This window comes from Spongiibacter thalassae (assembly GCF_012272835.1).
Classification (GTDB): Bacteria; Pseudomonadota; Gammaproteobacteria; order Pseudomonadales; family Spongiibacteraceae; genus Spongiibacter; species Spongiibacter thalassae.
The window spans coordinates 889587-915058 of sequence record NZ_JAAWWK010000001.1; the positions used below are offsets into that span (position 1 = coordinate 889587).

18 protein-coding genes are annotated in these 25472 nt (G+C 54.7%); 14 read left to right on the plus strand and 4 right to left on the minus strand.

Annotated features, from left to right (window positions below):
• Positions 1 to 29: 29 nt before the first annotated feature.
• Together HCU74_RS03675 and HCU74_RS03680 are read right to left on the minus strand one after the other, a co-directional pair.
• On the minus strand, positions 30 to 1619 hold the full coding sequence (locus HCU74_RS03675; RefSeq protein WP_168449033.1) for an MFS transporter: 1590 nt from the start codon (positions 1617 to 1619) through the stop codon (positions 30 to 32).
• Between the two features lie 56 nt (positions 1620 to 1675).
• The gene (locus tag HCU74_RS03680) at positions 1676 to 2452 is read right to left on the minus strand and encodes an enoyl-CoA hydratase-related protein (protein ID WP_168449034.1); all 777 of its coding nucleotides are present in this window, start codon (positions 2450 to 2452) and stop codon (positions 1676 to 1678) included.
• 171 nt (positions 2453 to 2623) lie between these two features.
• On the opposite strand from HCU74_RS03680, the gene HCU74_RS03685 reads away from it, so the two are divergent.
• The gene (locus HCU74_RS03685; protein ID WP_168449035.1) at positions 2624 to 3694 is read left to right on the plus strand and encodes an acyl-CoA dehydrogenase family protein; all 1071 of its coding nucleotides are present in this window, start codon (positions 2624 to 2626) and stop codon (positions 3692 to 3694) included.
• A gap of 39 nt (positions 3695 to 3733) precedes the next feature.
• Positions 3734 to 4942, plus strand: coding sequence for an acyl-CoA dehydrogenase family protein (locus HCU74_RS03690; protein WP_168449036.1), 1209 nt, complete (start codon positions 3734 to 3736; stop codon positions 4940 to 4942).
• Between the two features lie 327 nt (positions 4943 to 5269).
• Here the strand turns inward: HCU74_RS03690 and HCU74_RS03695 are convergent, their stop codons facing one another.
• Positions 5270 to 6211: a LysR family transcriptional regulator gene (locus HCU74_RS03695; protein ID WP_168449037.1), complete on the minus strand. Its 942-nt coding sequence runs from the start codon at positions 6209 to 6211 to the stop codon at positions 5270 to 5272.
• A 280-nt stretch (positions 6212 to 6491) separates the two neighbouring features.
• Here HCU74_RS03695 and HCU74_RS03700 point away from each other — a divergent pair, with 280 nt between their 5' ends.
• The 3 genes from HCU74_RS03700 to HCU74_RS03710 all read left to right on the plus strand — a co-directional run bounded on the left by HCU74_RS03700 (position 6492) and on the right by HCU74_RS03710 (position 10281).
• Positions 6492 to 7019 carry a nuclear transport factor 2 family protein gene (locus HCU74_RS03700; protein WP_168449038.1) on the plus strand — a complete coding sequence of 176 codons (528 nt, stop codon included), beginning with the start codon at positions 6492 to 6494 and terminating at the stop codon, positions 7017 to 7019.
• A gap of 151 nt (positions 7020 to 7170) precedes the next feature.
• Positions 7171 to 7755 (plus strand): nuclear transport factor 2 family protein, encoded by a 585-nt coding sequence (locus tag HCU74_RS03705; protein WP_168449039.1) that lies wholly within the window; start codon positions 7171 to 7173, stop codon positions 7753 to 7755.
• Between the two features lie 96 nt (positions 7756 to 7851).
• Complete coding sequence (locus tag HCU74_RS03710) at positions 7852 to 10281, plus strand: TonB-dependent receptor (protein WP_168449040.1); 2430 nt, start codon at positions 7852 to 7854, stop codon at positions 10279 to 10281.
• 26 nt (positions 10282 to 10307) lie between these two features.
• Here the strand turns inward: HCU74_RS03710 and HCU74_RS03715 are convergent, their stop codons facing one another.
• Complete coding sequence (locus tag HCU74_RS03715) at positions 10308 to 11417, minus strand: AraC family transcriptional regulator ligand-binding domain-containing protein (RefSeq protein WP_168449041.1); 1110 nt, start codon at positions 11415 to 11417, stop codon at positions 10308 to 10310.
• Positions 11418 to 11435: 18 nt separating this feature from the next.
• Between HCU74_RS03715 and HCU74_RS03720 the strand changes: the two genes are divergently transcribed.
• From HCU74_RS03720 to HCU74_RS03760, 9 genes are all read left to right on the plus strand, one after another.
• Complete coding sequence (locus tag HCU74_RS03720; protein WP_168449042.1) at positions 11436 to 12548, plus strand: nitronate monooxygenase; 1113 nt, start codon at positions 11436 to 11438, stop codon at positions 12546 to 12548.
• 1 nt (position 12549) lies between these two features.
• Complete coding sequence (locus tag HCU74_RS03725; protein WP_168449043.1) at positions 12550 to 13722, plus strand: acyl-CoA dehydrogenase family protein; 1173 nt, start codon at positions 12550 to 12552, stop codon at positions 13720 to 13722.
• Between the two features lie 10 nt (positions 13723 to 13732).
• On the plus strand, positions 13733 to 14851 hold the full coding sequence (locus HCU74_RS03730) for an acyl-CoA dehydrogenase family protein (protein WP_168449044.1): 1119 nt from the start codon (positions 13733 to 13735) through the stop codon (positions 14849 to 14851).
• 49 nt (positions 14852 to 14900) lie between these two features.
• Positions 14901 to 17324: a CaiB/BaiF CoA transferase family protein gene (locus tag HCU74_RS03735; protein WP_168449045.1), complete on the plus strand. Its 2424-nt coding sequence runs from the start codon at positions 14901 to 14903 to the stop codon at positions 17322 to 17324.
• 83 nt (positions 17325 to 17407) lie between these two features.
• Complete coding sequence (locus tag HCU74_RS03740; RefSeq protein ID WP_168449046.1) at positions 17408 to 18514, plus strand: amidohydrolase family protein; 1107 nt, start codon at positions 17408 to 17410, stop codon at positions 18512 to 18514.
• A 282-nt stretch (positions 18515 to 18796) separates the two neighbouring features.
• Positions 18797 to 21202, plus strand: a complete 2406-nt coding sequence (locus HCU74_RS03745) for a TonB-dependent receptor (RefSeq protein ID WP_168449047.1) — start codon at positions 18797 to 18799, stop codon at positions 21200 to 21202.
• A gap of 63 nt (positions 21203 to 21265) precedes the next feature.
• Complete coding sequence (locus HCU74_RS03750; protein ID WP_168449048.1) at positions 21266 to 22378, plus strand: NAD(P)-dependent alcohol dehydrogenase; 1113 nt, start codon at positions 21266 to 21268, stop codon at positions 22376 to 22378.
• Between the two features lie 77 nt (positions 22379 to 22455).
• Complete coding sequence (locus tag HCU74_RS03755; RefSeq protein WP_210425090.1) at positions 22456 to 23784, plus strand: aldehyde dehydrogenase family protein; 1329 nt, start codon at positions 22456 to 22458, stop codon at positions 23782 to 23784.
• A 76-nt stretch (positions 23785 to 23860) separates the two neighbouring features.
• Complete coding sequence (locus tag HCU74_RS03760; protein WP_282596011.1) at positions 23861 to 25414, plus strand: alpha/beta hydrolase domain-containing protein; 1554 nt, start codon at positions 23861 to 23863, stop codon at positions 25412 to 25414.
• Positions 25415 to 25472 lie beyond the last annotated feature (58 nt).

Sequence of the window (25472 nt, forward strand, 5' to 3'; positions counted from 1 at the left end):
TATTGGCTACAAAGGCGTTGTCGCAACTACTATACGGCTGGCCTTTTCACGGACTTGGAAAGTGATATGGCGAGAATCAGCGCAAGGCTGATCACCGCTATTAAAATACCGCCTACTGCGGGTAAGGTGCTGGCCAGCCCATCTAACTTTGCCACAGACAATAGCTGCTCGAAGCTGGTGTTTTGTGATGCCAATGCCGTTTGCAGGCTGGGGAGGTCCGCCGCACTCGAATTTGCAAACGCGGTTTTCAGCGCGCCAAGTGCCTCTGGACTATTTAGCCCGATGCTTGTTGCCTGGTCTTCCAGCGACGATAGTGTTGTGCTTTGGCGGGTGCTGCTGAAAATGGCCAGGCCGATCGACACGCCTGCGGGGGTGCCGAAGTCGCGCATCATTGTCAGTAGTCCGCTACCCGCGCTAATCTTTTCCGGCGGCACATTGCTTAAAGCCAATTTCATTATTACCGGTCCCTTCATGCCTTGCGATGCGCCTAGCATGATGGCGAGTACCAGAACGATCCAGAAGGGAGTGCTGAGATCCAGGAACAGGGCGTAGACCAGCAGGTTGCCCAGCATCATCATGACTACGCCAATAATTAATCTTCGCTCGTCAAGTCGGTCGGCAAGTTTTCCACTGGCAAGCCCTGCCAGCATACTCGCTGCAAACAGGCACATATTCATCAGGCCGGCCTGTGAGGCGTTGCCGTCGGGTCGACCGCTGATAAAAAATACCAGCGAATAGACGGCGCCTCCGTGACACACCAAAAATAATAGGTAGATTAAGCAGGGCAGGAGAAAGTCTTTATTCCCCATAATCTGTGTGTCAAAAACCGGGCTATTAGCACGTTTTTCAAATCGCCAGAGAATAGCGAGTAAGCATAGTCCCAAGGCCAGGCTCATCATCGCTTGATGACTGAATATGCCATTATTACTCATCCATGTGGGCACCGATAGCAGCGTGCCGACTGTCAGTAATAGTAATACTGCGCCGGGCCAGTCAAGGTGGTAGCGTTGCTTGGCCGGAGGAGTTTCCGGCACCCGCCAAAAAATAAGTAGCAGTCCCAGTGCTCCCATCGCCGCGCTGGTCCAGTAAATGGAACGCCACCCAAAGGCGTCTATTAGTACACCGCCCAGCAGGGCGCCCGTGGTGGCACCTAGCGACATGGAAAATACCAGGACGCCCAAGGGCAAGCCGCGTTTCTCCTGCGGAAAGAGATAGGCAACATAGGACAGTACCACCGGCAAAATGCAGGCGACGGACAATCCCTGAATAAAGCGCGCCGCGACCAAAAATGGAAACGACTGCGCTAATGCGGCGGCGCACTCGGAAATGATAAAGCCACTAAGGCCGAGGCAGATGACTTTTTTGCGACCGTAACTATCGGCCACTCGGCCAAATATGGGGCTGAATACCACGAGTCCTAGATAGTAGAGTAATACCAGTAATGCGGTGGCGTCTTCTGAAATACCAAAGTGCTTGCCAATAGTCGGCATGGCGGGAGCCTGGAAGGTGGCGGCTTCGATGGCAATAAAACTGCCGACCATCAGTACCAGAAATATTCCCCACGGAGAGCCTGGCTTTTCCCCGGTTGTCGTATCGTTCGTGTCGCTGGTACTGATCATGGTTTACTCATTATATTCAGGTATTGTGTGGCAAAGCGGTCTCTCTGCTGAAAGTGCTATTTCCCCTGCCAGTTCGGTGCGCGCTTTTCGAGAAAGGCGCGAGTGCCTTCCTTGGCGTCGTTGGATTGGGTTATCACTTTGGCGGCAGTTTTGGTTCTGGCCCACAGCTCTTCTTCGTCGCATTCCGCCGCCGCTTTACACAGGGCGAGGCTTTCCAATACCGAAATGGGCGCGTTGCCGGCGATTTCCTCTGCGAGGGCGAGGGCGCGCTGTTCTACTTCCCCGGCCTTGGTGACGTCGTTAACCAGGCCAAAGTGCAGGGCGCGCTCGGGGCTGAGGGCGCGCCCGGTCACGGCGACTTCAATGGCAATGGCACGGGGCAGAGAGCGGGCCACACGGAATGCACCGCCCGCCGCCGCGATCAGCCCCCGTTTTACTTCCGGTAGACCCAGCTCTGCGTTTTCTCCCACTACCGCGAGATCGCAGGCGAGCAGCAGTTCGAAGCCGCCTCCCAGAGCGCGACCTTCGACGGCGGCGATCCAGGGTTTGGTGCGTGGCTCGTGAACGAAGCCGGCAAATCCGCCAGTTTCTGTCACCAGCGCGTGCCCGCGACCGGCGCTGACTTCGGCCAGGTCAGCACCTGCGCAAAAACTTTTTCCCTTGGCGGTAAGAATGGCTACTCTCAGTAGTGGGTCTTCTTCAACGGTGCGAATGGCCTGTTGCAGGCCGCTGGCGATTTCTCCGCTGATAGCGTTGTGCTTGTCGGGTCGGTTGAGAGTGATTTTGGCGATATGCGGGGTAAGGCGCTCAAACAACAGGTGTGGTTCATTCATATTTTTGTCTCGTGGTCATGGTTGTGTGTTATTCGCTTGTCTTCACAAACATATATATGATTGATATTATATGTACTTATTTGTCGTGGCAAGTTCGAGCCATTCAGCCGCGATACGCTAACAATAATGCCCGGTCGTCCGGGCCGCACAGAGAGGCCGAGTGGAGCGAATATGAATTTCGATTTTTCTGAAGACCAGCGGATGCTTGCCGAGCACTCGCGAAAGTTCCTTTCTGAAGCCTGCGACGCCGAGCGCCTGCGTCGGCACATTGAGAGCGGTGAGGCCTACGACAAGGCGCTTTGGTCGCAAATGGTAGAGCTGGGCTGGCCCGCTATCAGTATTCCTGAAGAGCAGGGCGGTCTGGGGATGGGCGCACTGGAGCTGTGTGTTCTGATGGAGGAACTCGGGCGAGTACTGGCCCCCACACCCTTTTTCAGCACTGTATGCCTGGGTGCCGAAGTGCTACGGCGCTGTGCGGTTGCTGAGTCGACGGAATTGCTGGGAAGTATCGCGCTGGGCGAGGCGATTATCGCAGTAGACCTCGACAGCAAGGGCTTGAGCGTCAATGACAACGGCACTGTGAGCGGAAAACTGCCTGCGGTGGCCTACGCCTCCAGCGCCAATTATTTGATTGCCGCCGCTGAGCAGGGCGGTGATGAGCGCCTGGTATTGGTGGCCATGTCGGCAGACGGCGTGCAAACCGAGGCCCTGCCCGAGGGCGTAGACGAACTGGCCAGCTACCAAAAGGTGATGTTGACAGAGGCACCGGCACAGGTACTGGCTAACGGCGGTGCAGCTCGGGAAATCGCCCAAGTGGTTGCCGACCAAGCGGCGGTGCTCACCGCCTTTGAACAGGTCGGTGGCTCAGAAGTAGCCTGCTTTATGGCTCGGGATTATGTGTTGGAACGCTTCACCTTTGGTCGTCAGGTGGGGGGGTATCAGGCGGTGAAACATCGCCTGGCCGATATGATGATAAAAATCGAGTTGGCCCGTTCAAATGCCTACTACGGCGCCTGGGCGATGTCGGTGGGCGGCGACAAGCTGCCGCTGGCGGCGGCTGCGGCGCGGGTCAGCGCCATTGAGGCTTACAATTTCGCGGCGGAAGAAAACCTCCATCTGCACGGCGGTATTGGCTACACCTGGGAAGCCAATTGCCACTTCTTCTACAAGCGGGCGCGTTTGTTGGCCATGCGCGGCGGCAATATCGCCCACTGGTCAAATAAATTACTGGCGGCGGCGTAACGCGCCCCGGCGCTTCAGGACAATAATCAGGAGTTCACCATGGATTTTAACGATACCCCCGAAGAAGCCGTATTCCGTCAGGAAGTGCGCGACTGGCTTAACGACAATGCGGGTGAATACCGCCAACCCCTGGGGCTGTCCCCCGGTGACAGCCGCTTTGCGGAGCTGGGGCGCGACTGGCAAAAGAAAAAGGCCAAGGCCGGTTATGCGGCCATCTCCCTGCCAAAGGAACAGGGTGGCATGGGTGGCACTGCGATGCAGGAAGTGATTTTCGCCGAAGAAGAGGGCCACTACCACGTACCGGTAGGGCCCTTTGTCACCATCGGCTCACAGTTGGCTGTGCCGACGATTTATACCCACGGCACCGCTGAGCAAATTGAGCAATTTGCCTATAAAACCCTGATGGGCGAGCTGCTGTGGTGTCAGATGTTTTCCGAACCTTCGGCGGGTTCCGACCTGGCGGGGTTACGCACCAAGGCCGTTCGCGACGGCGACGACTGGGTGGTCAACGGTCAGAAGGTGTGGACCTCCTGGGCCCATACCGCTGATTGGGGCGTGCTGGTGGTGCGCACCGATCCCACCGTACCCAAACACAAGGGTTTGACCTATTTTCTGTTGGATATGAAGTCGCCGGGAATTGATGTTCGCCCGATCAAACAGATTTCCGGTGAATCGGAATTTAACGAAGTCTTTCTTACTGATGTGCGCATTCCCGACCGTTATCGTTTGGGAGAGGTCAACGGCGGCTGGAAAGTAGTCATGACCACTCTTATGAACGAGCGCCTCAATGTCGGTGGTGAATCCAAGGGGCTGCCCAGTGTCGAGGAACTGCTCGATGTAGTGCGCGGCGCCGGCGACGACGCGGCACCCTATCATCTGGACGTGGCGCGCCATGTGGCGACCGATCTGGGACTGAAAAACTTCCGTGCACGGCTTCTGACTAGTGTATCCAGGGGCGAAACCCCCAGTGCGATGTCGAATATGGGCAAGTTGGTTTACGCCAATATGCTGCAGGACATCTCCGCGATGGCCGGGGATATTCAAGGTCTGGATCAAGCGTTCTGGAGCGAGGGTGGCGACACCGCCAGTAAATTCCAGTACGGCTACATTTGGGCCTCGGCACTGCGTATTGCCGGTGGCACCGATGAAATTCTGCGCAACCAGATCGCCGAGCGGGTGTTGGGGCTGCCCGGAGATATTCGGGTGGATAAAAACGTTGCCTTTGCCGAGCTACCAGCGGGTAAGTAGGCTGTTTAGCTTCGGTCTTGGCGTCAGCTACGTTTAGCTCTGGTGGATCTGCGATGCCAGTAAGTCGGCACGAGAAATCCTTTTGTCGACTTTGCTCAGGGCACGGTGGTCTACTTACTCATTTTGCGAGTAGCGATAGTGTTGCCGGTGTCCGCAGAGATCACAATCACTCCCTTTAGCAGGGCGACTGACACGCGGTCAAGTTTCTTAGTCTTTGTCATTAATCAGTAGCTCAAACTGGTGGCTACCAGCGCTTGGTGGTATCGACGAGAAGAACCTCTTTGATTAACTCGACTATTCGCTCTGATCGAAGGGGAGCGGCTTGCGTTAAATACGATTGGGTTGGGTTGAGGATTGTGTTGCGAAATTCTTCAAAAAGGCTATTGCAGCTTGGGCTGCGGGTGACAGTACGCGATTCGCAAATCTCACCAAGCATATTTCAATCGCAGCGTTGGCGAGAATGCTAAGATCACCGCATACTCCGACTTCTTTGAGATTTCCATTCTCCAGATCCTTGCCTAGTGCCCGATGCGGCGCAATCAGAATTGCGTCGCTGGACAGTGCTAAGGGTTTCAATACTGAAAAATCATCGCAGGCAACGGTTAGTTTGAAATCGGCAGATTCCGGCAGGCCCATGGCGACTTTAAAATTATTGGCATTGGTGCGGTTAATTAAGGCACCGATAAATGGATAATGGAGTAGTTCTCTAGCGCTGCTCACCTTCGACTTTAATATTGGATGTCCTTTTCTAACAAATAGTGAAAGCCTCATTTTTATCAGAGGTTCTACCAAATATTGCTCATTAACCGATAGCAGACTTGAACCCGCGACGAAAAACTCGATGTTTTCTGCATTCAATTGCGCTAACAGCCGATCCCTGCTCGCGACTTCCACTTGAATTTTGACACCTGGCTGTTCGTGCAAAACATTGTTGGTTAGGCTGGATAGAAAGACAACGGCGGGGTAAGGGGCCATGCCAATAGCAAGGTTACCGGATAGACCGTCGCGGATAAGCGCCATGTCAGAATGGAGGTGTTGCGCGTTTTCCAGCAGCAATTTCGCTCGCTCGACCAGGGATTTGCCCGCTGGGGTAAGGGCAATATCCCCGGGGTTTCGATTGAATAGCTGGAGCCCGAGTTCTTCTTCGAGCTTTGTAATACTTCTACTGAGTGCGGGTTGGGTGATGCAGAGCTTGTCCGCCGCTTTGGTGAAATTTCTTTCGCTAGCGAGAATGCATACGTGCTGGAGTTTACGTAGATCTATGGGCATGGATCATTGTCTCCGTAAATTAGCGGTGTATAAGCCGAGGTTGCAGCGGTCCGCACATTATTACTGCCCAGCAGTGGCGAGATTAAATCCACATAGCGTGCCACGAAAAACGTGCATATATTCAGTATAACCTAAAGTAATAGCAGGGAAAGATATAAATCATTGGACTGTTTTGCGGGTTGGATTGGATACTATCAGCACATTATAAGGAAGCACTGGCAGCCTTGATACTCATCTGGTGGGCCTCGTGCTTGAACGCAAATAATAAAATGGTGACCTTATGTCAGATAGGCCAATTTCTGCCCCCGAACTAAACTCGACCGAAATGGAGGCGTTGATACGCTCATGGTTTCAGTCCTACTCGGATAAAGAGTTTGAAAAGCATAATGCAATGATTCACCCCGAGGCCGTGGTGTCGTACCCGGAAATGGCCTTTATGTCGCCGGACTACACAGCTGGCAAAGACTTTCTGGTTAAAACACTTGAAGCCGATGAGGAGGCATTTATCAACCTTCGGCAAGACGTAGACAGGGTTTATGTCGTTGGTGACACCGCGTTTGTAGAAGGGTGGTTCAGGGGGAGTGAATTAGGCGGCACCATTGTTGTCCAGGCCAAGGCTGAGGACATGCGTTTTCGATTCCTGCACCGCGTTCGGGTGGAGGATGGAAAGATCAAGGAAGTATTCAGTTATTACGATACCGCCTTGCCCTATCAGATCCAGTTGGGACTTGTTGGTCCCAGCAAAGAAAGCCCGATTCCACCCTGGATGATGGCGATGGCCGAGAAGAAGAACAAACACGCCCAGTAGGGCACATCTTGTGCTTAATCTAACAGCTTGGTTAAAGTTTGCCTGATCTGAGTGTTATTAACGCTGTAAATGGTAAGAAAGCCCGCTACGAACTATGCTTTAAGTAATATGGCTTCGCGGCGGAATCGATAATATAAGAGGAATATATCTGATGATGAATCTGTTCAATGCTCGATTTTTAAAGAGTGGCTTTTTGGGCCTGATGCTTTCTGTGGTGTTTTCTCACAGCGCAATGGCAGGGGGTAAAATGGATGTAGAGGCCTTGGCCAAAAAGTGGATGGAATCCTATTCCAATAAGGATTTTGAAACCCACAATGCAATGATTGATCCCGAAGTCGTCGTGGTTTATCCGGAAATGGCCTATATACAGCCAGATCGCTCTGCAGGCGCTGAGTTTCTGTTACGCACACTGGAGGCTGATGAAGAGGCCTTTTTAAATTTGCGTCAAGAAGTTGATAAGATCTATGTGTCTGGTGATACGGCCTTTGTTGAAGGTTGGTTCCGAGGCGAAAAGCTTGGCAGCACCATTGTTAAGCAGGCGAAAGATCAGAAAATGAACTTTAGATTCTTACATAGAATAAAGTTCAAAAATTCAAAAGTTGTTGAAGTTTTTAGCTACTACGATACCGCGCTTCCTTATCAGGTTCAGCTAGGTCTTCAAGGTCCTACAAAAGAAAACCCCATTCCGCCGTGGATGATGGAAATGGCCAAAAAGCAACGTAGTAAGCATAAGTAAAATTTTAATTATCGAGTCTTGAAGATATGTAAATATCGTTGAGGCTCGAATAAAAAATAATTAAAAAAATATAGTTAAGATAAAAAGGCAGTCGTCATGATTGATGTTACGCGCGGTCGAATTATAAATACTATCTTTCCATTTGTTTGTGTTCTCGTTACTACCCTGACAAATGCCAGTGAAGAAAAGAAGCTGGTAGTAGAAGAGGTTGTGGTTACGGCTCAAAAAAGAGCACAGTCAATTCAGGACGTGCCCATCTCGATCAATGTCTACAGCGGCGAGAAAATGGCAGAAATGAAAATCGAGCGGCTGGACGATCTGGCCCTTAACGAGCCCTCGCTTACCCTGTCTGCTGGCCTCAGTCCGACATCACTGGATCTGGGTATGCGTGGTTTTAGCAGTCTGGTGCTAGGGTCGGGTATTCAGCCTCCTGTGTCACTCGTTATCGATGGGGTTCCGCTGGCGATGGGTTCTGAGTTTGCCATGGAACTTGCTGATATACAGCGTATTGAAGTGTTAAAAGGCCCCCAAGGCACTCTGTTTGGTGGTAATGCCGTCGGGGGGTTGATTAATATCGTTCGCAATCGTCCGGACGATGAGAGCATCGCGCGAGTAGACGTCGATATCAGCAACGACGACGAATATATTGTGCGGGTGATAGCTGGCGGTCCCCTCGGTGATAATTTTGGCGGAAGAATTTTTGCGTACAATAAAGATCGTGAAGGCCACGTTACTAATTTGTTCCCAGGTTCGGAAAAAGTTGGTGGCGTTGATGAATACGGCTTTGTCGCCAAACTGGCCTTTGAAGGGGGTGAAGGTTTTGATGGTCTGTTGACTGGAGATTTTCGCGAATTTGAATCCTTTACGGGGCTTGCGACCACGGTCTCTGACGGGCCTCAGCGCGATGCGGCGGTAGGGGGCGACCGGGTTTATAACGACCCTTATACCATCAATCAGAACCAGGATACTTACGGTACCTTAAAGAATTGGGGCCTGACCTTTGAGGCAAACTGGGAGCTTTCCGACAGCTTATTGCTAACCTCCGTGTCGAGTTATCGTAACTTAAGTAACGTTACAACCCTTGACCTGGACGCTTCGCCGGCCAGCGCAACCAATAAGCTCGACATGCCCTTTGTCTACATCCCGGATTCCAATATCAGTACCATTGGTGACAAAACCGGTAAAATCGATACGCATTACTGGGCGCAGGAATTCCGTTTGCAGAAAACCACTGAGAGTTTTGATTTGATATCAGGGGTGTTTTACCGTGATTTTACGCAGTTGTCTCCCGCTCACCTGAGTTTGTTGGTACGCGCAGATTCTTTGGTTGATGCGCCGAGTATGGGTCTGGGAGTGGACGAGGCTGTTATTGAATCGGTGCTGCCAATGGTAACCGGGGGAGCTAGTGGTTACCTTGCGATAGGCCTGGCTGGTGACTCCGAGTTGACTAGACAGGAGGTTTCTGTTTTTTCTGACCTTACCTATCATCTTGCCAGTAATATTGATGTATTTGCCGGGTTCAGATTGCATCGCGACAAGGTTGGTCTCGTGCAAAGTGCCCGCCAGGCGATAACTCCCGGGTCGGAGCCGTTCTTTTCGGTAGAGCCTGACAAGGCTATCTTTAATGTTATAGCGGTAGATCAGATCACCTCTATCGATAGCAGTGAGGTTGTAAACGAATGGGCTGGACGTATAGGGGCGTCCTGGTTTGCTAATAGTGACACCAACATTTATACCACGCTGTCTCGCGGTTTTATTGGAACAGGGGTTGATGCCGGCCCGACATCAATGGCAGGTAGCGAATATTTAGAGCCGACGACGTCGGTTTCACTGGAAGTCGGGTTGAAAACCAGCTTTATGGATGGACGGTTAACCACCAATGCCGCGATATTCAGACAGGAAAACCAGGACGTGATGGTATCTTTGGTGCCCCCCGGCGAGCTGGCGGCACGCCCGCAAAATATTGGTAGCATTGATAGTACCGGGCTTGAGCTGACCATGGCATTTGTTGCCACTGAAAACCTGAGTTTCAACGCTTCGGTGACTGTGCTTGATACGGCTACCAGAGATCAGATTGATGGCTGTTACGACCGACAAACCGAGGCCGAGGGTTGCAATATCGACACAGATGACGATGGTGAGTTTGAGTCCCAAAGCACCGATGGCAACTCGTCGATCGGTACCCCGGACCTCGCCTACACGATTTCATCACGCTACGTCGTGCCCCGTTTAACTGATTCCGTAAATGGCTTTATTTCGATGAGCTACAACTGGCGCGACGAGGTGCAATATCGAGTCGATGCCAACCCGCTAACCGTTCAGGAAGCCTACGGCCTGCTGGATATGTCTGTGGGCATTACCGAACTTGAGAATAAGTACAGCGTGTCAATGTTTGGTAAAAACCTACTGGATACCTACTTCGCAGCGGGTAAAACCGCCGGTGAAAACACATTGGGTAGGTCCGCTGACTTTACCCCTCGTCAAGGGCGGTTCTACTGGGGGGTGAAGGCGATGTACAGCTTTTAGCCGCCAGTGGGCCAGTGTCATGCTGACTAATTTTGGTAGTCCGACGGACTGGCCCCTGTCCATTGCTTAAACGCTCGGCTGAAGGAGCGGGGCTCGGAAAAGCCCAGTTGTTCCGCCACCTCGGCGACGGGGAGTTTCTGAAAGCGCAGCTTGTCGATGGCGGTGTCACAGCGCACATCGTTGAGAATCCGCTGAAAACTGGTGCCCTCGCTGTTCAGGTGGCGATGCAGGGTGGCGGCGGTCAGGTGCAGGCTTTGGGTAACGGTGCTGAGGCTGGGCGGTGGCTCCCCCTGGCGAATCGCGTTGAATATCAGCGAGCGCACCTTTGACGATACCTGTACTTGTTCCTCTGGCCACTCGACGACGCCGTCTTCCGAGGCCAATTGGCGCAGGGCCAACCACTCGGTGCGACTGCGTAAAATAGGCATGGCCAGATATTTGCGACTGAATGTCACCGCGTTGCGAGGGGCATTGCAGGTCCAGTCGTTGCGCAGCTGGGAGATCAGACGGTCAGTCACTGGTGGGGCGTCAAAGGCCAGTTCTACCCCTTTGACGGGAATCAGTTGGTCGATCATCCAGCTGAAAATGCGGTGCAGGTAGTTCAGCCAGTAGTCGGCGAGGAAATCGCCCGGGTCGAGCTGTTCGTCCCGGCCTGTTAACACCAGCGCGATGTCGTCGCCCTCGTCGAGCAGCGACATTTTCATATCATCGCAGGTCAGCCGCATAAAACGCAGGCTGAGCTCCATGGCGGCGCCAAGGGTTTCGCTGCCCAGCGCGATCTCGACCATCATTGAGGTCACGCCGGGTTTCACCGGGGTAGCTCTCAAGCCGAAAAATTCGTCGCGCATCTCCCGTTGCAGGGTGGCCAGCAAGTGGATGTAGTGGCTGCGGGGCACCTCGCCGCCCTCGGCCAACATTTGGGCACTTATGCCATTGGCGCACAGCAAATCAGCGACATCCATGCCGCGATTTTTGGGGCCATTAAGCAGCCTGAGCACCGCCAGTCGATAGTTGAAGCCGTCGTGGGGGGGCAGGGCGCGGTCGAGGCCCTGCGTTTTTTTGTGACTCGGATTGCGAATAGTTGTCCTTCCTGAAAAGCCTTGGTCGCGAGATAGTAAGCCAAGAGTATAACCCACGTGGGCAATAATAATTTAATGAGAACTGCAGTCACCAATATGCTCGGTATAGAGCTACCTATTTTTGCCTTTTCCCACTGCCGCGACGTGGTCGCCGAGGTGTCCAGGGCCGGTGGTATGGGCGTTCTGGGAGCCAGTGGCTTTCCGCCGGAGTGGCTTGAAGAAGAGTTGGCCTGGATAGACGCCCATGTTGACGGCAAACCCTACGGCGTCGACTTGTTGATTCCGAATACCTACGAAAAGCGCGCGGTCGGCGACGTTGATCTGAATAGTTTGATTCCCGCTGAGTTCAAGGGCTTTCTCGACCGGGAATGCACAGAGGGCAATATCCCGCCATTACCCGAGAGTGAGGCCCATGCCTTGCGCGCGGCGCAGCTCGCCAAGGTGCGGATGACACCTGAGCAGGCGGCGGAATTGCTGGAGGTGGCGTTGAGCCACCCGATCGCGCTGGTGGTTAACGCACTGGGCACGCCTCCCCGGGAAACCGTCAGTCGTATTCAACAACAGGGCATTCGCGTTGCCAGTTTGGTCGGCAAAGCTGAACACGCATTGGCTCAGGTGGAGGCGGGAGTCGATTTCGTCGTTGCCCAGGGCAGTGAGGCCGGCGGTCACACCGGCAGTATCAGTTCGATGGTGCTGTGGCCCCAGGTGATTGACGCGGTAGCGCCGATGCCAGTGTTAGCAGCGGGGGGCATTGCCCGTGGGTCGCAGATGGCGGCAGCGCTGGCAATGGGCGCGGCGGGTGTGTGGACCGGGTCGGTATGGCTGGGTACGGCACAAAGTGAACTTTCGCCAGTGCTTAAACAGCGCCTGTTTGCCGCCAGGGCCGACGATGCCGTGCAGTCGCGGGCGATGACCGGAAAACCCTGCCGAATGCTGCGCAGTGAATTCAGCGATATGTGGCTGCGCCCCGGCGCGCCAAAGCCGCTGCCCATGCCCTTGCAGACAATCGCCACGGTAGAAATGCGCATGCGCATCGAGCGCGGCGGTGTCGAAAATTACATGAGTTACCCGGTGGGGCAGGTGGTTGGGGATATGACCCACGAAACCTCTGTGCGCCAGGTGGTAATGGATATGCTGGACGAGTTTGTCGATGCGGCCCACAGCCTGTCGGCATTGATGGAGGACTAATATGAATATTGATTTGAGTGCTGAGCAGGAGGCCTTCCGCCAGCGTGTTCGTGAGTATATGGCGAGTCAGATGATGACCCCGGAGTTTAAGGCCGAACTCGCCCAGCCGGACGTCAGCCACGGTGGTGGCCCGGTGTACTGGCAGAAAATGCGTCAGCTGGGTGCCGATGGCTGGATTCGCTATTCCTGGCCAAAGGAACTGGGTGGCGAGGGCGCCGACCCGGTGGAGCAGTACTTGCTGGTCGATGAAGCCAAGCGTGCAGGCTTCCCCTGGCCCGCTCTGTCGGCCAATTCCATTGGCCCGGTATTCGCCAAATACGCCCAGCCGGAAATTCGCGATAAGGTTGTTTCTGAGATTCTTAACGGCGAAGCCTATCTGGCCATCGGCTATTCAGAGCCTTCCGCTGGTAGCGATCTTGCCTCCCTACGCACTCGCGCAGAGCGCGACGGTGATGACTGGGTGATTAACGGACAAAAAATCTGGACCAGCTGCGCCAATTTTGCCAACTACATCTGGCTGGCGGCGCGCACAGACCCCGACCCAAGCAAACGCCACAAGGGGCTGACAATCTTTCTGGTGCCCACCGACAGTGAAGGCTACTCCTGCACCTTGATCCACACGATGGGGGTGTTGACTACCACCACCTATTATCAGGATGTGCGTATACCGGACTGCTACCGGGTGGGTGAGGTCAACGGCGGCTGGCCGCTGATTACCGGGCAGCTCAATGTGGAGCGTTTGTCGCTGGTGGGCTATGGCCACGTTGCCAAGCTTTACGACAAAACCCTGGGGCTGTTGCGTGGCAACGACGACTATCGCGAGCTGCTCGACACACCCTGGGTGCAGCGCAATCTGGCGGTGGCGCACGCTCGCCTTGAAGCGTTGAAAATGCTCTGCCTCAAAAGCGCGTGGATTATGGAACAGGGCGGCACCGGAATGGTGGAGGCCTCTGCAACCAAGGTATACGGCTCAGAGCTGTATATCGAATTGGGCCGCTTGATGGCAGAAATCCTCGCGCCGCTGGCTAATTTGCGCGACGGCGACGCGGTGCTTAACGGGCTGATGGAGCTTTGGTATCGCAAGGGTACGGTGCACACCTTCGGTGGTGGTGCCAATGAATTGCAGCGCAGCATTGTTGCCGCGGCGGGCCTTGGGCTGCCGCGCGGGGCATAAGGAGAACATCATGGATTTTAGTTTGAGTGAATTTCAGCAGGAAATTCAACAACTCGCCAAAAAGATACTGGCCGACTACTGCACTCAGCCACGCTTGCGCAACGCCGAAGCCAATGACTATTTTGATGCAGAGTTGTGGCAGCAGCTTGCCGAGGCTGGTTTGCTGGGGCTGGCCTTACCCGAGTCGGTGGGGGGCATGGCCCAGGACCTTGAAACCCTGGCTGTGGTGCTGGAACAGCTCGGTGCCCATGTGGCCCCGGTGCCCGGCATTTCGGCTCTGGCCACTGCCAGCTTACCCTTGCTGCCCTATATTGAGCAGCCTGCTGTACACGAGGCGCTGGCGGCCCTGAGTTCGGGCGCGGGAATATTGACCTGCGCCCTGGCTGAGTCGGGAATATCGGGCAATGGCATTGCGCAGGCCGTGGTCGAGGCTGAAGGCGACCATTATTACCTGAGTGGCGAAAAAAGCCGGGTGCCCGCAGGGCTTCAGGCTAGCCATTGCTGGACAGTTGCCAAACAGGGAGAGGAACAGGGCATTTATTTGTTCTCCTGTGATGACGCCGGGGTAACGCGTCGGCGTCAGTTGACCACTAGTGGCGAGGCCCTTGCCAGCATGACTCTCGACCGCGTCAAAGCGGTAAAAATCGTCTCGGGTGAGCAGGTGGCTCAAGTGTTGTCGGCCGCTGCGATCTATCAGCGTGCGGCGTCGGCGGCGGTGGCTACAGGCCTGTGCGAGGGCATGTTGGCTCTGGCCAGCGAGCATTGCAGTCAGCGTAAGCAATTTGGCCGCGCATTGGGCAGCTTTCAGGCGGTGGCGCACCAACTTGCTGACTGCTATATCGACAAAGAGTGCCTGCGCACCGCCAGCGAACAGGTCTCCGCGCAACTGGGACAAAACAGTCAGGGCAGCGTTGAAGGGGCGAGTCTGGTGGCGGCCTATTGGACGACCGAGGCCCTGCACCGGGTGAGTCATCGTTGTCAGCATGTTCACGGTGGTACCGGGGTCGATCGGGATTACCCCTTGTACCGTTATTGCTTGCAAGCACGCCAGATTGAAATGGACCTGGGTGGCCAAAGCAGTGTGTTGGCAGCACTGGGTGAGGGCATCGCTGCCCAGCGCGTCGCCTGATTACGATAACCAGATTCCGATTAACCGGGACGTAAGCGAGAAACTAGCTATGAATGAATTCACTTCCACTGAACTGCCTCTCGCCGGACTGAGAGTCATTGATCTGGCCGACGGCAAGGCGGAAATGTGTGGCAGAGTGCTGGCCGACCTGGGCGCTGAGGTCATTTTGGTCGAGCCTCTGGCGGGCATGGCTTCCCGCCAGAGGGCACCGCTGCACGAAGGTGAGAGCCTGTATTTCACCAGCCATAATGCCAACAAGAAAAGCATTGCGCTGGATTTGCGCTCTGACTCAGGCAAGGCTGACTTTCTGAAGCTTGTCGATAGCGCCGATATTCTGGTGGAAACCACTCGCCCCGGCGAGTTAGCCGATCTGGGTTTGGACGCCGCCACATTGCGTCAACGCCGTCCCGATCTGGTGGTGCTGTCAATCAGTGACTTTGGCCAGACCGGCCCCTATCGGGATTACCAGGCCAGCAACGCGGTGCATCTGGCGATGGGGGCCGTGTTGGCGCGGTCCGGCATCGCCGGTAATCGGCCGCTGTTGCCACCGGGGGAGCTGGCGCTGGAAACCACCGCGATCCAGGCCGCCTGGGTCGCCCTGCTTGGGCATTGGCAAAAGCTGCACACCGGTGCGGGCAACACCATGGATTTTTCTATTCTTGAAGCGACCGCGCAGATTATTGACCCCGGCCTCGGTGTGACCGGGAGTGCGGCAGCAGGGCGGTCGGCGAATGAGCTGGCGCCCTATGGCCGTCCACCAGTGGGCTTTTTATACCCTATTTTCCCCTGTGCCGACGGCCATGTGCGTATCTGCGTACTCAACCCCCGGCAGTGGCAGGGCATGTGCGGCTGGCTGGGTGACGACCACCCCTTTACCGATCCGAAATACGCCAATATCGGTGAGCGGTTCAAGGCGATTAAGGACATCAACGGACTGATCGCCAAGCTGTTTGCCGACAAGTCCGGCAAGGAATTGGTTGCCGAAGGTCAAAAGCGAGGTGTGCCTATTGCCGCCGTCGCCACCGCCCAGCAGGTGTTGGACGACCCTCACTTCAATGCCAGGGGCGCGTTTACCGACCTGACCGTCGCTGGCGACAAGGGCAAAGTCCCGAGTGGCTATGTCGAGATCGACGGTCAGCGCATTGGCTTGCGATCTGCGGCGCCAGCTCTCGGTCAGGACAATGACTTGCTGTCTGAGTTGGCCGCGAAAAAGCCGCCTCAGGCAACTGCGCCGGTGGATCGCCGACCTCTGGCAGGACTTCGAGTGCTGGATCTCGGGGTGATTGTTGCCGGTGCCGAAACCGGGCGGATTCTGGCGGATCAGGGTGCCGAGGTGATCAAAGTAGAGAACACGGCGTTTCCCGATGGTTTGCGCCAAACCTCCGCTGCTGGAACGGCTATCAGCCAGTCCTTCTGTCAGGGCTCGCGCAACAAAAAATCCTTTGGCCTCAACCTGCGCAGCCCGGAAGGGATTGCCATTTTTCACACTCTGGCAAAAGACGCCGACATCGTTTTGTCCAACTTCAAACCCGGCACGATGGAGTCTCTGGGCATTGGCTACGACGAGCTCAGCGCGATCAACCCCCGAATCATTACGGTAGAAAGCAGCGCCCTGGGCAATACCGGCCCGTTGGCAAAAAGCATGGGCTATGGGCCGCTGGTACGGGCCTCATCGGGACTCACCGGACTGTGGCGCTATCCCGAGCTGGACAACAGCTACAGCGATGGCATCACCATTGTGCCCGATCACTTCGCCGCGAGAGTGGCCGGCGTGGCCATTATGGCGGCGCTGATTCGACGCGAGCGTACCGGCCGGGGTGGACGCATTGCGGTGTCCCAGGCAGAAACCCTGTTGAACGTATTGGCAACACCGCTACTGCGAGAGTCTCTGCAACCGGGCACGATGGTGGCCCGTGGCAATGTGCTGGAGTTCAGCAGCCCCGGCGGTGTCTTCCCCTGCGCTGGCGACGATATGTGGTGCGTGATCGAGGTTGACAACGACGCTGCATGGCAAGGGCTGTGCGACGCGATGGGGCGTAGTGATCTGGCTGAAGACCCGCGCTATGCCAACGGCGAAGGCCGTATTGCCGCCCGCGACATCCTTGAAGCTGCCGTAGCGGAGTGGACGGCCACCCTGGACCCTGTGGTGGTGATGGAAACCCTGCAAGCGGCAGGGGTGAAGGCGGGCAAAATGCACCGTCTCAGCGACTTCGACGATAACCCCCATTTGCATGCCCGTCGCTTCTTCCGCCGTTTTGAACAGCCGGGCTTCCCAACCGAGTTGCAAACCGAAAATGGCCCGGTGGGGTTCAGCGATCTGCCCGAGCCGGAAATTCGCCCCGCGCCGTTTCAGGGGCAGCATACCCGTGAACTGGCGGCGAGTTTGCTCGGTTTCGATCCACAGAAAATCGAACAACTGGTCGCCGACGGCGTGCTGGAAGTGATGAAAGACAACGAATTTATTCAACAATGAGCGCGATCCTTGCCGCACTGTGAATGAAACAGGTGCGTCCACCCCTACAGGAATGGCGTACCGCAACACTGAGAGGACTTACTATGAAACCGTTTATTTTTAGCGCTGATGCCCACGTGACCGAGCCGCTGGATATTTTTACCAGCGCTCTGCCGGAAAGCATGATGCACCGTGCCATTACCATGACGCCAATCGACGGGTTCGTGTGCAGCAAGGTCGGTGACAAAATTGTTCACCGCATCAAGATGGGCGGCGAGCGTGCCAACGAAACCGGTATGCATGAACCCGGTGAAAAGCGCAGCGGCTCGCACCATATCGACCGCCGCATTGAAGATATGCAGCGCGACGGTGTGGATGCCGAACTGATCTTTCCGTCGTTGGGTTTGATTATCTACTTTATCGAAGAAGCCGATATCGAAGCGGAAAGCTGCCGCATCTATAACAACTGGTGCCACAGCCACTTCAGCAACAACCTGGACCGCTTTGTACCGTCGGCAATTTTGCCCTGCCGCGATGTAAGCGAAGCGGTAAAGGAAATTGATCGCATCGCCGACATCGGTTACACCGCGGCCATGTTGCCTGTGGTGACTCCGGAGGGCGTGCCCAAGTACAACGACCCGGTGTGGGAACCGGTATTTGCCAAAGCCGGCGAGCGTGGCGTAGTGATTATTCTGCACGCGGGTACGGGGTTGGAAGACTTTGCCCCCGAACGTGGCGCGGGTGGTGCAGTGATTAACTACACGCGCCTGATGTGCGACGCCCAGGAAGCGATCTACTACCTGGTGGCCAGTGGCATTCTCGACCGCAACCCCGACGCGAAAGTGGCTTGTATCGAAACCGGAGCATCCTGGTTGGCGGCCCTTTCCGAGCGTATGGACGAAGTGTTCGACGCCCACAGTTTCTTTGTGCGTCCCAAACTGGGCCGCCGTCCCTCTGAAATTGTGCGGGATCAGGTCTATTGCTCCTTCCAGCACGACAAAGCCTGTGTGCTGTCGCGGGAAATCACCGGTGTTCAAGCGCTGTTATGGGCCTCTGATTACCCCCATATGGAAGGCACCTTCCCCCATTCCCAGAAGGTGATCGCCAGTATTTTTGACGGTGTGGATATTTCCGACGAAGACAAGGCCGCGATTCTCGGCCTTAACGCGGCGAAACTGTTCCGTTTGAAAAATGACGCATTGCCAGCCTAGCAGCCCAAAATACTGGCACCGCCTGCGCTAGTGGGGCGGTGACAGTGATTTGCCCCTGCAGTTAATTTATGAGATTGGAGCCGGTTTACTGCAAAGGGCAAAGGGTGATACCGGCCGATGTCACGATATCCGAGCGCATGTGGTGAAAGCCCTGCAGCACAAAACGAATACCGTGAAATAGTGTTGAATACGTATTAATCATATGTATAATTAATACGTATGACATCATGTGCGGGGATTTTATGCCTGCAATCCATAATAAAGTGATTACTCGGAGCCACCATGAAACCCTTTCAGCCCAAAGCCCTGTGTTTGGCTATCGCTTCCCTGATACCGCTATCTACGCTGACGTCGCAGGCAAGTGCTGCCGGATTTGCACTCGAAGAGGTCATAGTTACGGCGCGTAAAAAGGAAGAAACCCTGCAGGACGTGCCGGTCGCGGTGACCAGTATGTCGGCGGATGATCTGGTGGCGCTGAACCTGAGCCAAACCAGTGAGCTGGGCAGCTTCACGCCGGGTTTGTATATTGAGCAAACTCCGGCACAGGGGGGTAGCACCTCCAAGGTGACCCTGCGTGGTCAGGTACAGACCGACAGTTTGATTACCCTTGACCCCTCGGTGGGCTGGTATATCGACGATGTTTATCTGGCGCGGGCCTATGGCACCACCAACAGTATGTTTGACCTCACTCAGGTCGAGGTGCTGAAGGGGCCGCAGGGCACCTTATACGGGCGCAATACCACCGGTGGCGCGATAAAGCTGAATACTGCCAAGGCCGATCCCTTCGGCGAGGTGGAAGGCTTTCTGTCGGCGACTCATGGCAATTACGACACCCGTCGCTATGGTGGTGCAATCAATTTGCCGCTGATTAGCGAGAAACTGGCGATTCGCCTGGCTGGACAGATAGACCAGAAAAACGATGGCCATGGCAGGGTCGTGGTATACAAGCGGGACGACAGTGCGGCGTTGCCGCAGCCGCTGAATATCCTTAACGACTATAACCAGAATGTAGATTCCGTAGAGGAAGTCGGCACCCGCGACAATGATTTAATTCGCCTGGGTGTGACCCTTGAAGCTACAGATTCACTGCGCTTGTTGTTCAGCTACGAGGATAACTCCTCGATTCTGACTTCGCCTTCGCGCAATCTTTCCCAGGAAGACCCCTGGGCCGGTGACGCCTCAACAACCCCTGCTTTTCTGCCATTGGGGCGTCGCGATAATCAGGGCTACTATGACGCTGAGCTTAACGCGATCAATATTTCCTATTCAGACACGATTACGTCGGCATTCACCGTCGAATATGACATTACCGATTCGATCCAGGCGAAGCTGGTCTACGGCTACCGCGAAACAGACACCGCGTTTAACAGTGATATTGATGGCACCAGTGTGCCATTGGCTACTTTTGAAGGTTTGTTTGAACAGTTCGCTGAGCAGGAGTCTGTCGAGGCGCAGCTGGGTGGCCTGGCCTTTGACGGTGGGCTGGACTGGATCGCCGGACTGTATTTCTTTGAAGAAACCGGCTTCGATGAAAGCAAGGCCGGCGGTATTCTCAGCAACGCAGGCGGCAACCTGTACAACCTTAACCGAGGGGATGCGGTTAACAAAAGCCAGTCTGCCTTTGTGTCGGGTACATTGATGCTTAGCGAAGAGCTGAGTGCGACCTTGGGCGTTCGGGCGACTGAAGATGAAAAAAGCCTGCTGGTCACCAATTATTATGCGCGTTTGGCAACCGGAGATGTCGGTCCCGATCGTAGCAACCCGGATGGCACCAGTAACAACTGTGGCATGGATAGAAACAGCCCACCACCCAATGCCAATTTCGAGAACTGTACCTGGCAGGGCAGCGACACCTACAACTTCATTTCATGGACGGCCTCGGTAGATTGGCGCTTGACTGATGATGCAATGCTGTATCTGAAAAACGCCAGCTCCAGTCGTTCCGGTGGACAGAACGCACGGGGCGGTACCGAAGATTCGGCCAAGCCCTTCGATCCTGAAACCGCGACCGACATTGAACTCGGCCTCAAATCCACCTGGCTGGATAATAGTCTGCGGGTGAATGCGGCCTACTACCATACCTTCTATGAGGATATTCAGCAGACCATTCTTACCCAGGTTGTGTCGGGTAGTGATGTTCGTTTGGCAACCCAAGTGTATAACGCCGCCGAGGCCGATCTCGACGGCGTGGAAATGGATGTCGAATGGGTCATTTCGCCTTCGTTGATGCTGGCCGTGACCGGTGCCTATCTCACCTGGGAGTTTGAAGAAGGCAGTTTTATCCTGCCATCTGCGCCGGAGCTGGAAGGATCAGCACGCCTGAACTACTTGGTGCCACTGGAAGGTGGTGAATTGATGTTCGATGTGAATGTCACCAGTCGCTCAAAGTCCTTGTCTAACGCAGTGAATGGTCAGGACGATATCGATAAATTCGACGCTGCCACCGCCCAAAGTGTGACTTTGCTGGGTGCCCGGGTCTCCTTTGCCATGCATGACTACGGCGTAAACGTAGCGGTGTGGGGACGAAACCTTGAAGACAAGGAGTACGCTACCACGGCTCAGCTGGTGCAGGTTGACGCCGGTACGACAGCGGGCCTGGGCGCCAGCACCGGAAATAACGTGGCATTGGCCAACGCGCCACTCGGCGAGCCCCGTACTTTCGGGCTGGATATTCGCTACGATTTCTAACAGTCACGGGCTACCCGCGTGGGGCTTGCCCGTAGCAAAACCAAGAATAAAGGAAAGGTTACTATGAAAATCCAGGCAGCATTGGCCCACGCCAACAAGAGCCCCCTCTCGATTGAAGAGATCGATCTGGTCGAGCCCGGCCCCAACGATATTTTAGTCCGGGTTGTGGCCAGTGGTATTTGTCATACCGATATGACAGTGCTGAATAACGCGCCCTTACCCTGGCCTGCGGTGCTTGGCCACGAAGGTGCGGGCATTGTGGAAAAAGTGGGTGCCAATATCAAAAAAGTCGCGGTCGGCGACTCGGTACTGATGACCACCGCCTCCTGCGGTGTGTGTGAAAATTGCGTTGAAGGACAGCCCTCTTACTGCACAAGTTTTCGCGATATCAATATGTCTGGTGGCTATTGCGCTGACGGTAGTTGCAGCCACAGTCAGCATAGCAAGCCGGTATTCGGACGCTTCTTCGGGCAGTCTTCCTTTGCCAGTTATGCGCTCACCACCGAGCGCAGCATTATTAAAATCGACTCGGATTTGCCGTTGGCTCTGATGGCCCCGCTGGGTTGCGGATTTCAAACCGGGGCCGCAGCCGTGTTTAACACCCTGGAAGTGCGCGCCGGTACGTCGATTGCGATCTTTGGCGCCGGCGCTGTTGGTCTGTCTGCGGTGATGGCGGCGAAGATATCCGGTTGCAGCCAAATTATCGCCGTGGACGTTGTTCCCTCGCGGCTGGCACTTGCACAGGAACTCGGAGCTACCCACGTGGTGAATGCCGGCGAAGAAAATGTCATCGAACGGATTCAGCAAATTACCGGTGGCGGCGCGAGCTACTCTGTTGATGCCAGCGGCATTCCTGCAGTGATGACCCAAGCGATTGATGCGTTGGGCTTTAAGGGTGTTGCGGCGCTGGTGGGTATCGCCGGGGCGGAAGCGTCGGTGACTTTTAACCCGACCATTCTGCAAAGTAGATGTCAGTCTATCCGCGGTTCGATTATGGCCGGGGTAAATGGCGTGCCGGAGGTCTTTGTGCCAAAGCTGATTGCCTATTGGCGCGCGGGTAAGTTCCCTATCGAAAAAATGGTCAAGTTCTACGATTTCGAGGACATCAATCAAGCCATTCACGACGCCGAAGATGGCAGTTGTATCAAGCCGGTATTGAAATTACCTGAGGCTTGATCACTCGAAAGAAAAGCACAGGCATCGTAACTGCGTCAAAAAATAATCTCTAAGGGAAGATAGTCATGGGCGACCATATGGATCATATCGATATTGAAGGTATTCAACGGATATTCGCCTGCCAGCGGGACAATCGCCAGGCGGTTAAAAACACCAATGCGGATCAACGTATTGCCAAACTCAAGGCGCTGCGTCAGGTCATTGTCGATCGGGTTGACGAAATTGACGACGCACTATTTCAGGATTTGCGCAAACAGCGTCTGGGCATTAATCACTACGAAATTCAGTCAGTTCTGGGCGAGATCGATACCGCGATTGACGGTCTGCACGAATGGATGAAGCCGGAAGTCGTACCCGCCAGTCCGCAACTGGGTGGAAAGAAAACTTATATTCGCTACGAACCCCGTGGTGTATGTCTGCTGTTTGGGCCGTGGAATTTCCCCTTCTCGCTGGTGTTTGCGCCGCTGGTTCAGATAATCGCTGCGGGCAATACCTGCATTGTTAAGCCCAATGAAATGCAGCCGACGGTGAGCGCCCTGTCTGCGGAGATTATTCGCAGCGTATTCGACGAGCAGGATGTGGCGGTAGTGGAAGGGGGCGTTCCCTTGGCCAACGCACTGCTTGAATTGCCCGTTGATCATATTTTTTTCACCGGTAGTCCCGCTGTGGGCAAGCATATTATGGCAGCAGCGGCGAAAAACCTCACCACAGTGACTCTGGAGTTGGGCGGCAAATGCCCGATGATCGTCGATCAGGGATGCGACCCAATGACGGTTGCGGGTATGGCCGTCGGTGGGCGATTCCGCAATGCCGGGCAACTGTGCTTGTCAGTGGACCATGTTTGGGTGCCGGAGGAGATGCTGGAAGTGTTTGTTCAGATCGCTTCGGCGGTGGTCGATAAAATGTTTTATGTCGACGGCGAATTGAACAAGTCAGAGCTGTCGCGGATGGTTGATGCGCGTAATTTCCAACGGGTTAAAGGCCATCTCGACGACGCCGTGGCGCGAGGCGCTTCAGTGGTCAAGGGCGGACAGCTCGACGAGGAAGACCTGACCATTCACCCCACACTGCTCATTAATGTGCCGCTGGATAGCACTATTATGCAGGACGAAATCTTCGGGCCCTTATTGCCGATTCTCACCTATAAAAATCGCGAAGATATCTATCGGCAAATTGATGCCACCGGCAAGCCGCTGGCAATGTATATCTTCAGCGACAGCGAAGAATTTGTCGAAGACGTACTGGAAAACACCTCCTCCGGTGGGGTCACCGTCAATAGCATGATGCTCCACTACATGGAAAAGAATCTGCCCTTTGGCGGCGTTAACCAGAGCGGAATCGGGCGCTGCAAGGGCGTATACGGCTTCAGGGAACTGTCAAATGCCAGGTCGGTATTTGAGGCCTGAACTTAATCGTTACAGCTACTGAGTCTCAGCACTCCATGTGAGAGACCAGTACATTAAAGAGTAAAAAATAATGAAAATGATTGCTCTGTTTGGCAATGCGATAAAAAATCGTAGAAAGAAGAGTGTGCAATGCTTGTGTGTGGTAGTTGTATCCCTGCTTGTTGGATGCAACGGTTCGAGTACCAGTCCTCGCGGGCCAGCTTCCACTGCTAGTCCGGGAGGGGGCGATAATAATCCCGCTACTACCCGGATCGAGGGACCTGTTGATGGGGTGGCATTCAATGCCTGGCCTTGGTCATTGGATGAATACGATTACGAGGAACTTGAGTTCTTTATTACTGGCAGTGCGCTGCCCTATGGTGCTGAAGGCGAGAGTCAGGATTATAAAACCCGATTTATGGTCTACCGGCCAAAAAATCCCGCTGACTTCAACGGTATCGCTATCGTAGAGTGGTCAAATGTCACCGCACAGTTTGATATTCCCCTTGATTTGGTGTGGTCACACCCCTACGTGTTCAAAAAAGGCTACATGTATGTGACGGTCAGTGCGCAGGAGGCCGGTATCTGTGGTGACTCGACTAATACCGGGCAGTGCTCAGCGACCTCGCTGAAGTCGTGGAATGCCGAGCGGTACGGTTCGCTGGAGCATCCTGGTGACGACTATAGTTTCGATATGTTCTCGCAGATTATTCAGTCCCTGCGCCAGAACAACGGTAACACCTCGCTCGACGCCTACGCAGATGTCAGTAAAGTGATTGCAGCCGGACAGTCACAATCGGGTATGCGTATGAACCAGTATCTGTGCAATGGCGCAGATGCCGATGCCAGGGTCGTCGACGCCGTGTTTAGCGACGCCGATACCGGTGTGGAAATTACCTGTAGACCCAGAGTGCCCACTATACAAATGTGGACGGAAGACAGTGCGATTCCTGTTGAAGTAACGTCCAAGCCTAATCATGAGATCTGGATGGTGGCGGGAGCGCCGCATGAGGACAAATGGCAGGCAGTATTTCAATCCGAGTTTACGGCGAAAAACAATTTCGGTGCAGAACCGTCAGTAAGTGCAGAGGAGATTCGAGAATCCGCCGGGAACTGGGGGCAAGAAGGGCCGGTGGCGGGCGCGGGAAGTGCAGCGTGTCTACCCGAGGGGAATGCATACCCTCGCCGGTATGTCGTAGACGCGGCTTTTCACGCCTTAACGGTGTGGATGACGACAGGGTTGAAAGCACCAACAGCACCGCCGCTGCTATTCAACAATGACACCGCGCCAGTTGAAGGCAGTGTTCCCGCTGGTGTAACACCACCGGTATTTCAAACCGATCAACATGGCAATGCGCTAGGTGGGCTTCGACTGCCGGTTATGGACGTTCCAGTAGCGACTTATCTTGGTTCAACCTGCTTTCTATTCGGGCAATCATTCCCATTTTCGTTGGCAACAAATAGCACCTTGTACAACAGCGAAGACGATTATATTGAAAAATTCAACGAATCGGTTAATAGCGCTGTAAGCAATGGATTTCTGCTGCGGGAAGACGCCGAGGATATGATGCGACGTGCCTGTGCATTCCCCGTAGTGGGTGGTGAATTAACGAGTTGTCCTGAGGTGAATGCAGCCTCCTATTACGACTAGATCAGACCGTAATGAATAACATGATGCGTTGAACATCACTTGAAATTTTAATGGAGGT

What these genes read in the sequence shown, in the direction of transcription:
- HCU74_RS03675 (WP_168449033.1), bottom strand. Translation starts at nt 1,619, where the DNA reads ATGATCAGTACCAGCGACACGAACGATACGACAACCGGGGAAAAGCCA.
- HCU74_RS03680 (WP_168449034.1), bottom strand. Translation starts at nt 2,452, where the DNA reads ATGAATGAACCACACCTGTTGTTTGAGCGCCTTACCCCGCATATCGCC.
- HCU74_RS03685 (WP_168449035.1), top strand. Translation starts at nt 2,624, where the DNA reads ATGAATTTCGATTTTTCTGAAGACCAGCGGATGCTTGCCGAGCACTCG.
- HCU74_RS03690 (WP_168449036.1), top strand. Translation starts at nt 3,734, where the DNA reads ATGGATTTTAACGATACCCCCGAAGAAGCCGTATTCCGTCAGGAAGTG.
- HCU74_RS03695 (WP_168449037.1), bottom strand. Translation starts at nt 6,211, where the DNA reads ATGCCCATAGATCTACGTAAACTCCAGCACGTATGCATTCTCGCTAGC.
- HCU74_RS03700 (WP_168449038.1), top strand. Translation starts at nt 6,492, where the DNA reads ATGTCAGATAGGCCAATTTCTGCCCCCGAACTAAACTCGACCGAAATG.
- HCU74_RS03705 (WP_168449039.1), top strand. Translation starts at nt 7,171, where the DNA reads ATGATGAATCTGTTCAATGCTCGATTTTTAAAGAGTGGCTTTTTGGGC.
- HCU74_RS03710 (WP_168449040.1), top strand. Translation starts at nt 7,852, where the DNA reads ATGATTGATGTTACGCGCGGTCGAATTATAAATACTATCTTTCCATTT.
- HCU74_RS03720 (WP_168449042.1), top strand. Translation starts at nt 11,436, where the DNA reads ATGAGAACTGCAGTCACCAATATGCTCGGTATAGAGCTACCTATTTTT.
- HCU74_RS03725 (WP_168449043.1), top strand. Translation starts at nt 12,550, where the DNA reads ATGAATATTGATTTGAGTGCTGAGCAGGAGGCCTTCCGCCAGCGTGTT.
- HCU74_RS03730 (WP_168449044.1), top strand. Translation starts at nt 13,733, where the DNA reads ATGGATTTTAGTTTGAGTGAATTTCAGCAGGAAATTCAACAACTCGCC.
- HCU74_RS03735 (WP_168449045.1), top strand. Translation starts at nt 14,901, where the DNA reads ATGAATGAATTCACTTCCACTGAACTGCCTCTCGCCGGACTGAGAGTC.
- HCU74_RS03740 (WP_168449046.1), top strand. Translation starts at nt 17,408, where the DNA reads ATGAAACCGTTTATTTTTAGCGCTGATGCCCACGTGACCGAGCCGCTG.
- HCU74_RS03745 (WP_168449047.1), top strand. Translation starts at nt 18,797, where the DNA reads ATGAAACCCTTTCAGCCCAAAGCCCTGTGTTTGGCTATCGCTTCCCTG.
- HCU74_RS03750 (WP_168449048.1), top strand. Translation starts at nt 21,266, where the DNA reads ATGAAAATCCAGGCAGCATTGGCCCACGCCAACAAGAGCCCCCTCTCG.
- HCU74_RS03755 (WP_210425090.1), top strand. Translation starts at nt 22,456, where the DNA reads ATGGATCATATCGATATTGAAGGTATTCAACGGATATTCGCCTGCCAG.
- HCU74_RS03760 (WP_282596011.1), top strand. Translation starts at nt 23,861, where the DNA reads ATGATTGCTCTGTTTGGCAATGCGATAAAAAATCGTAGAAAGAAGAGT.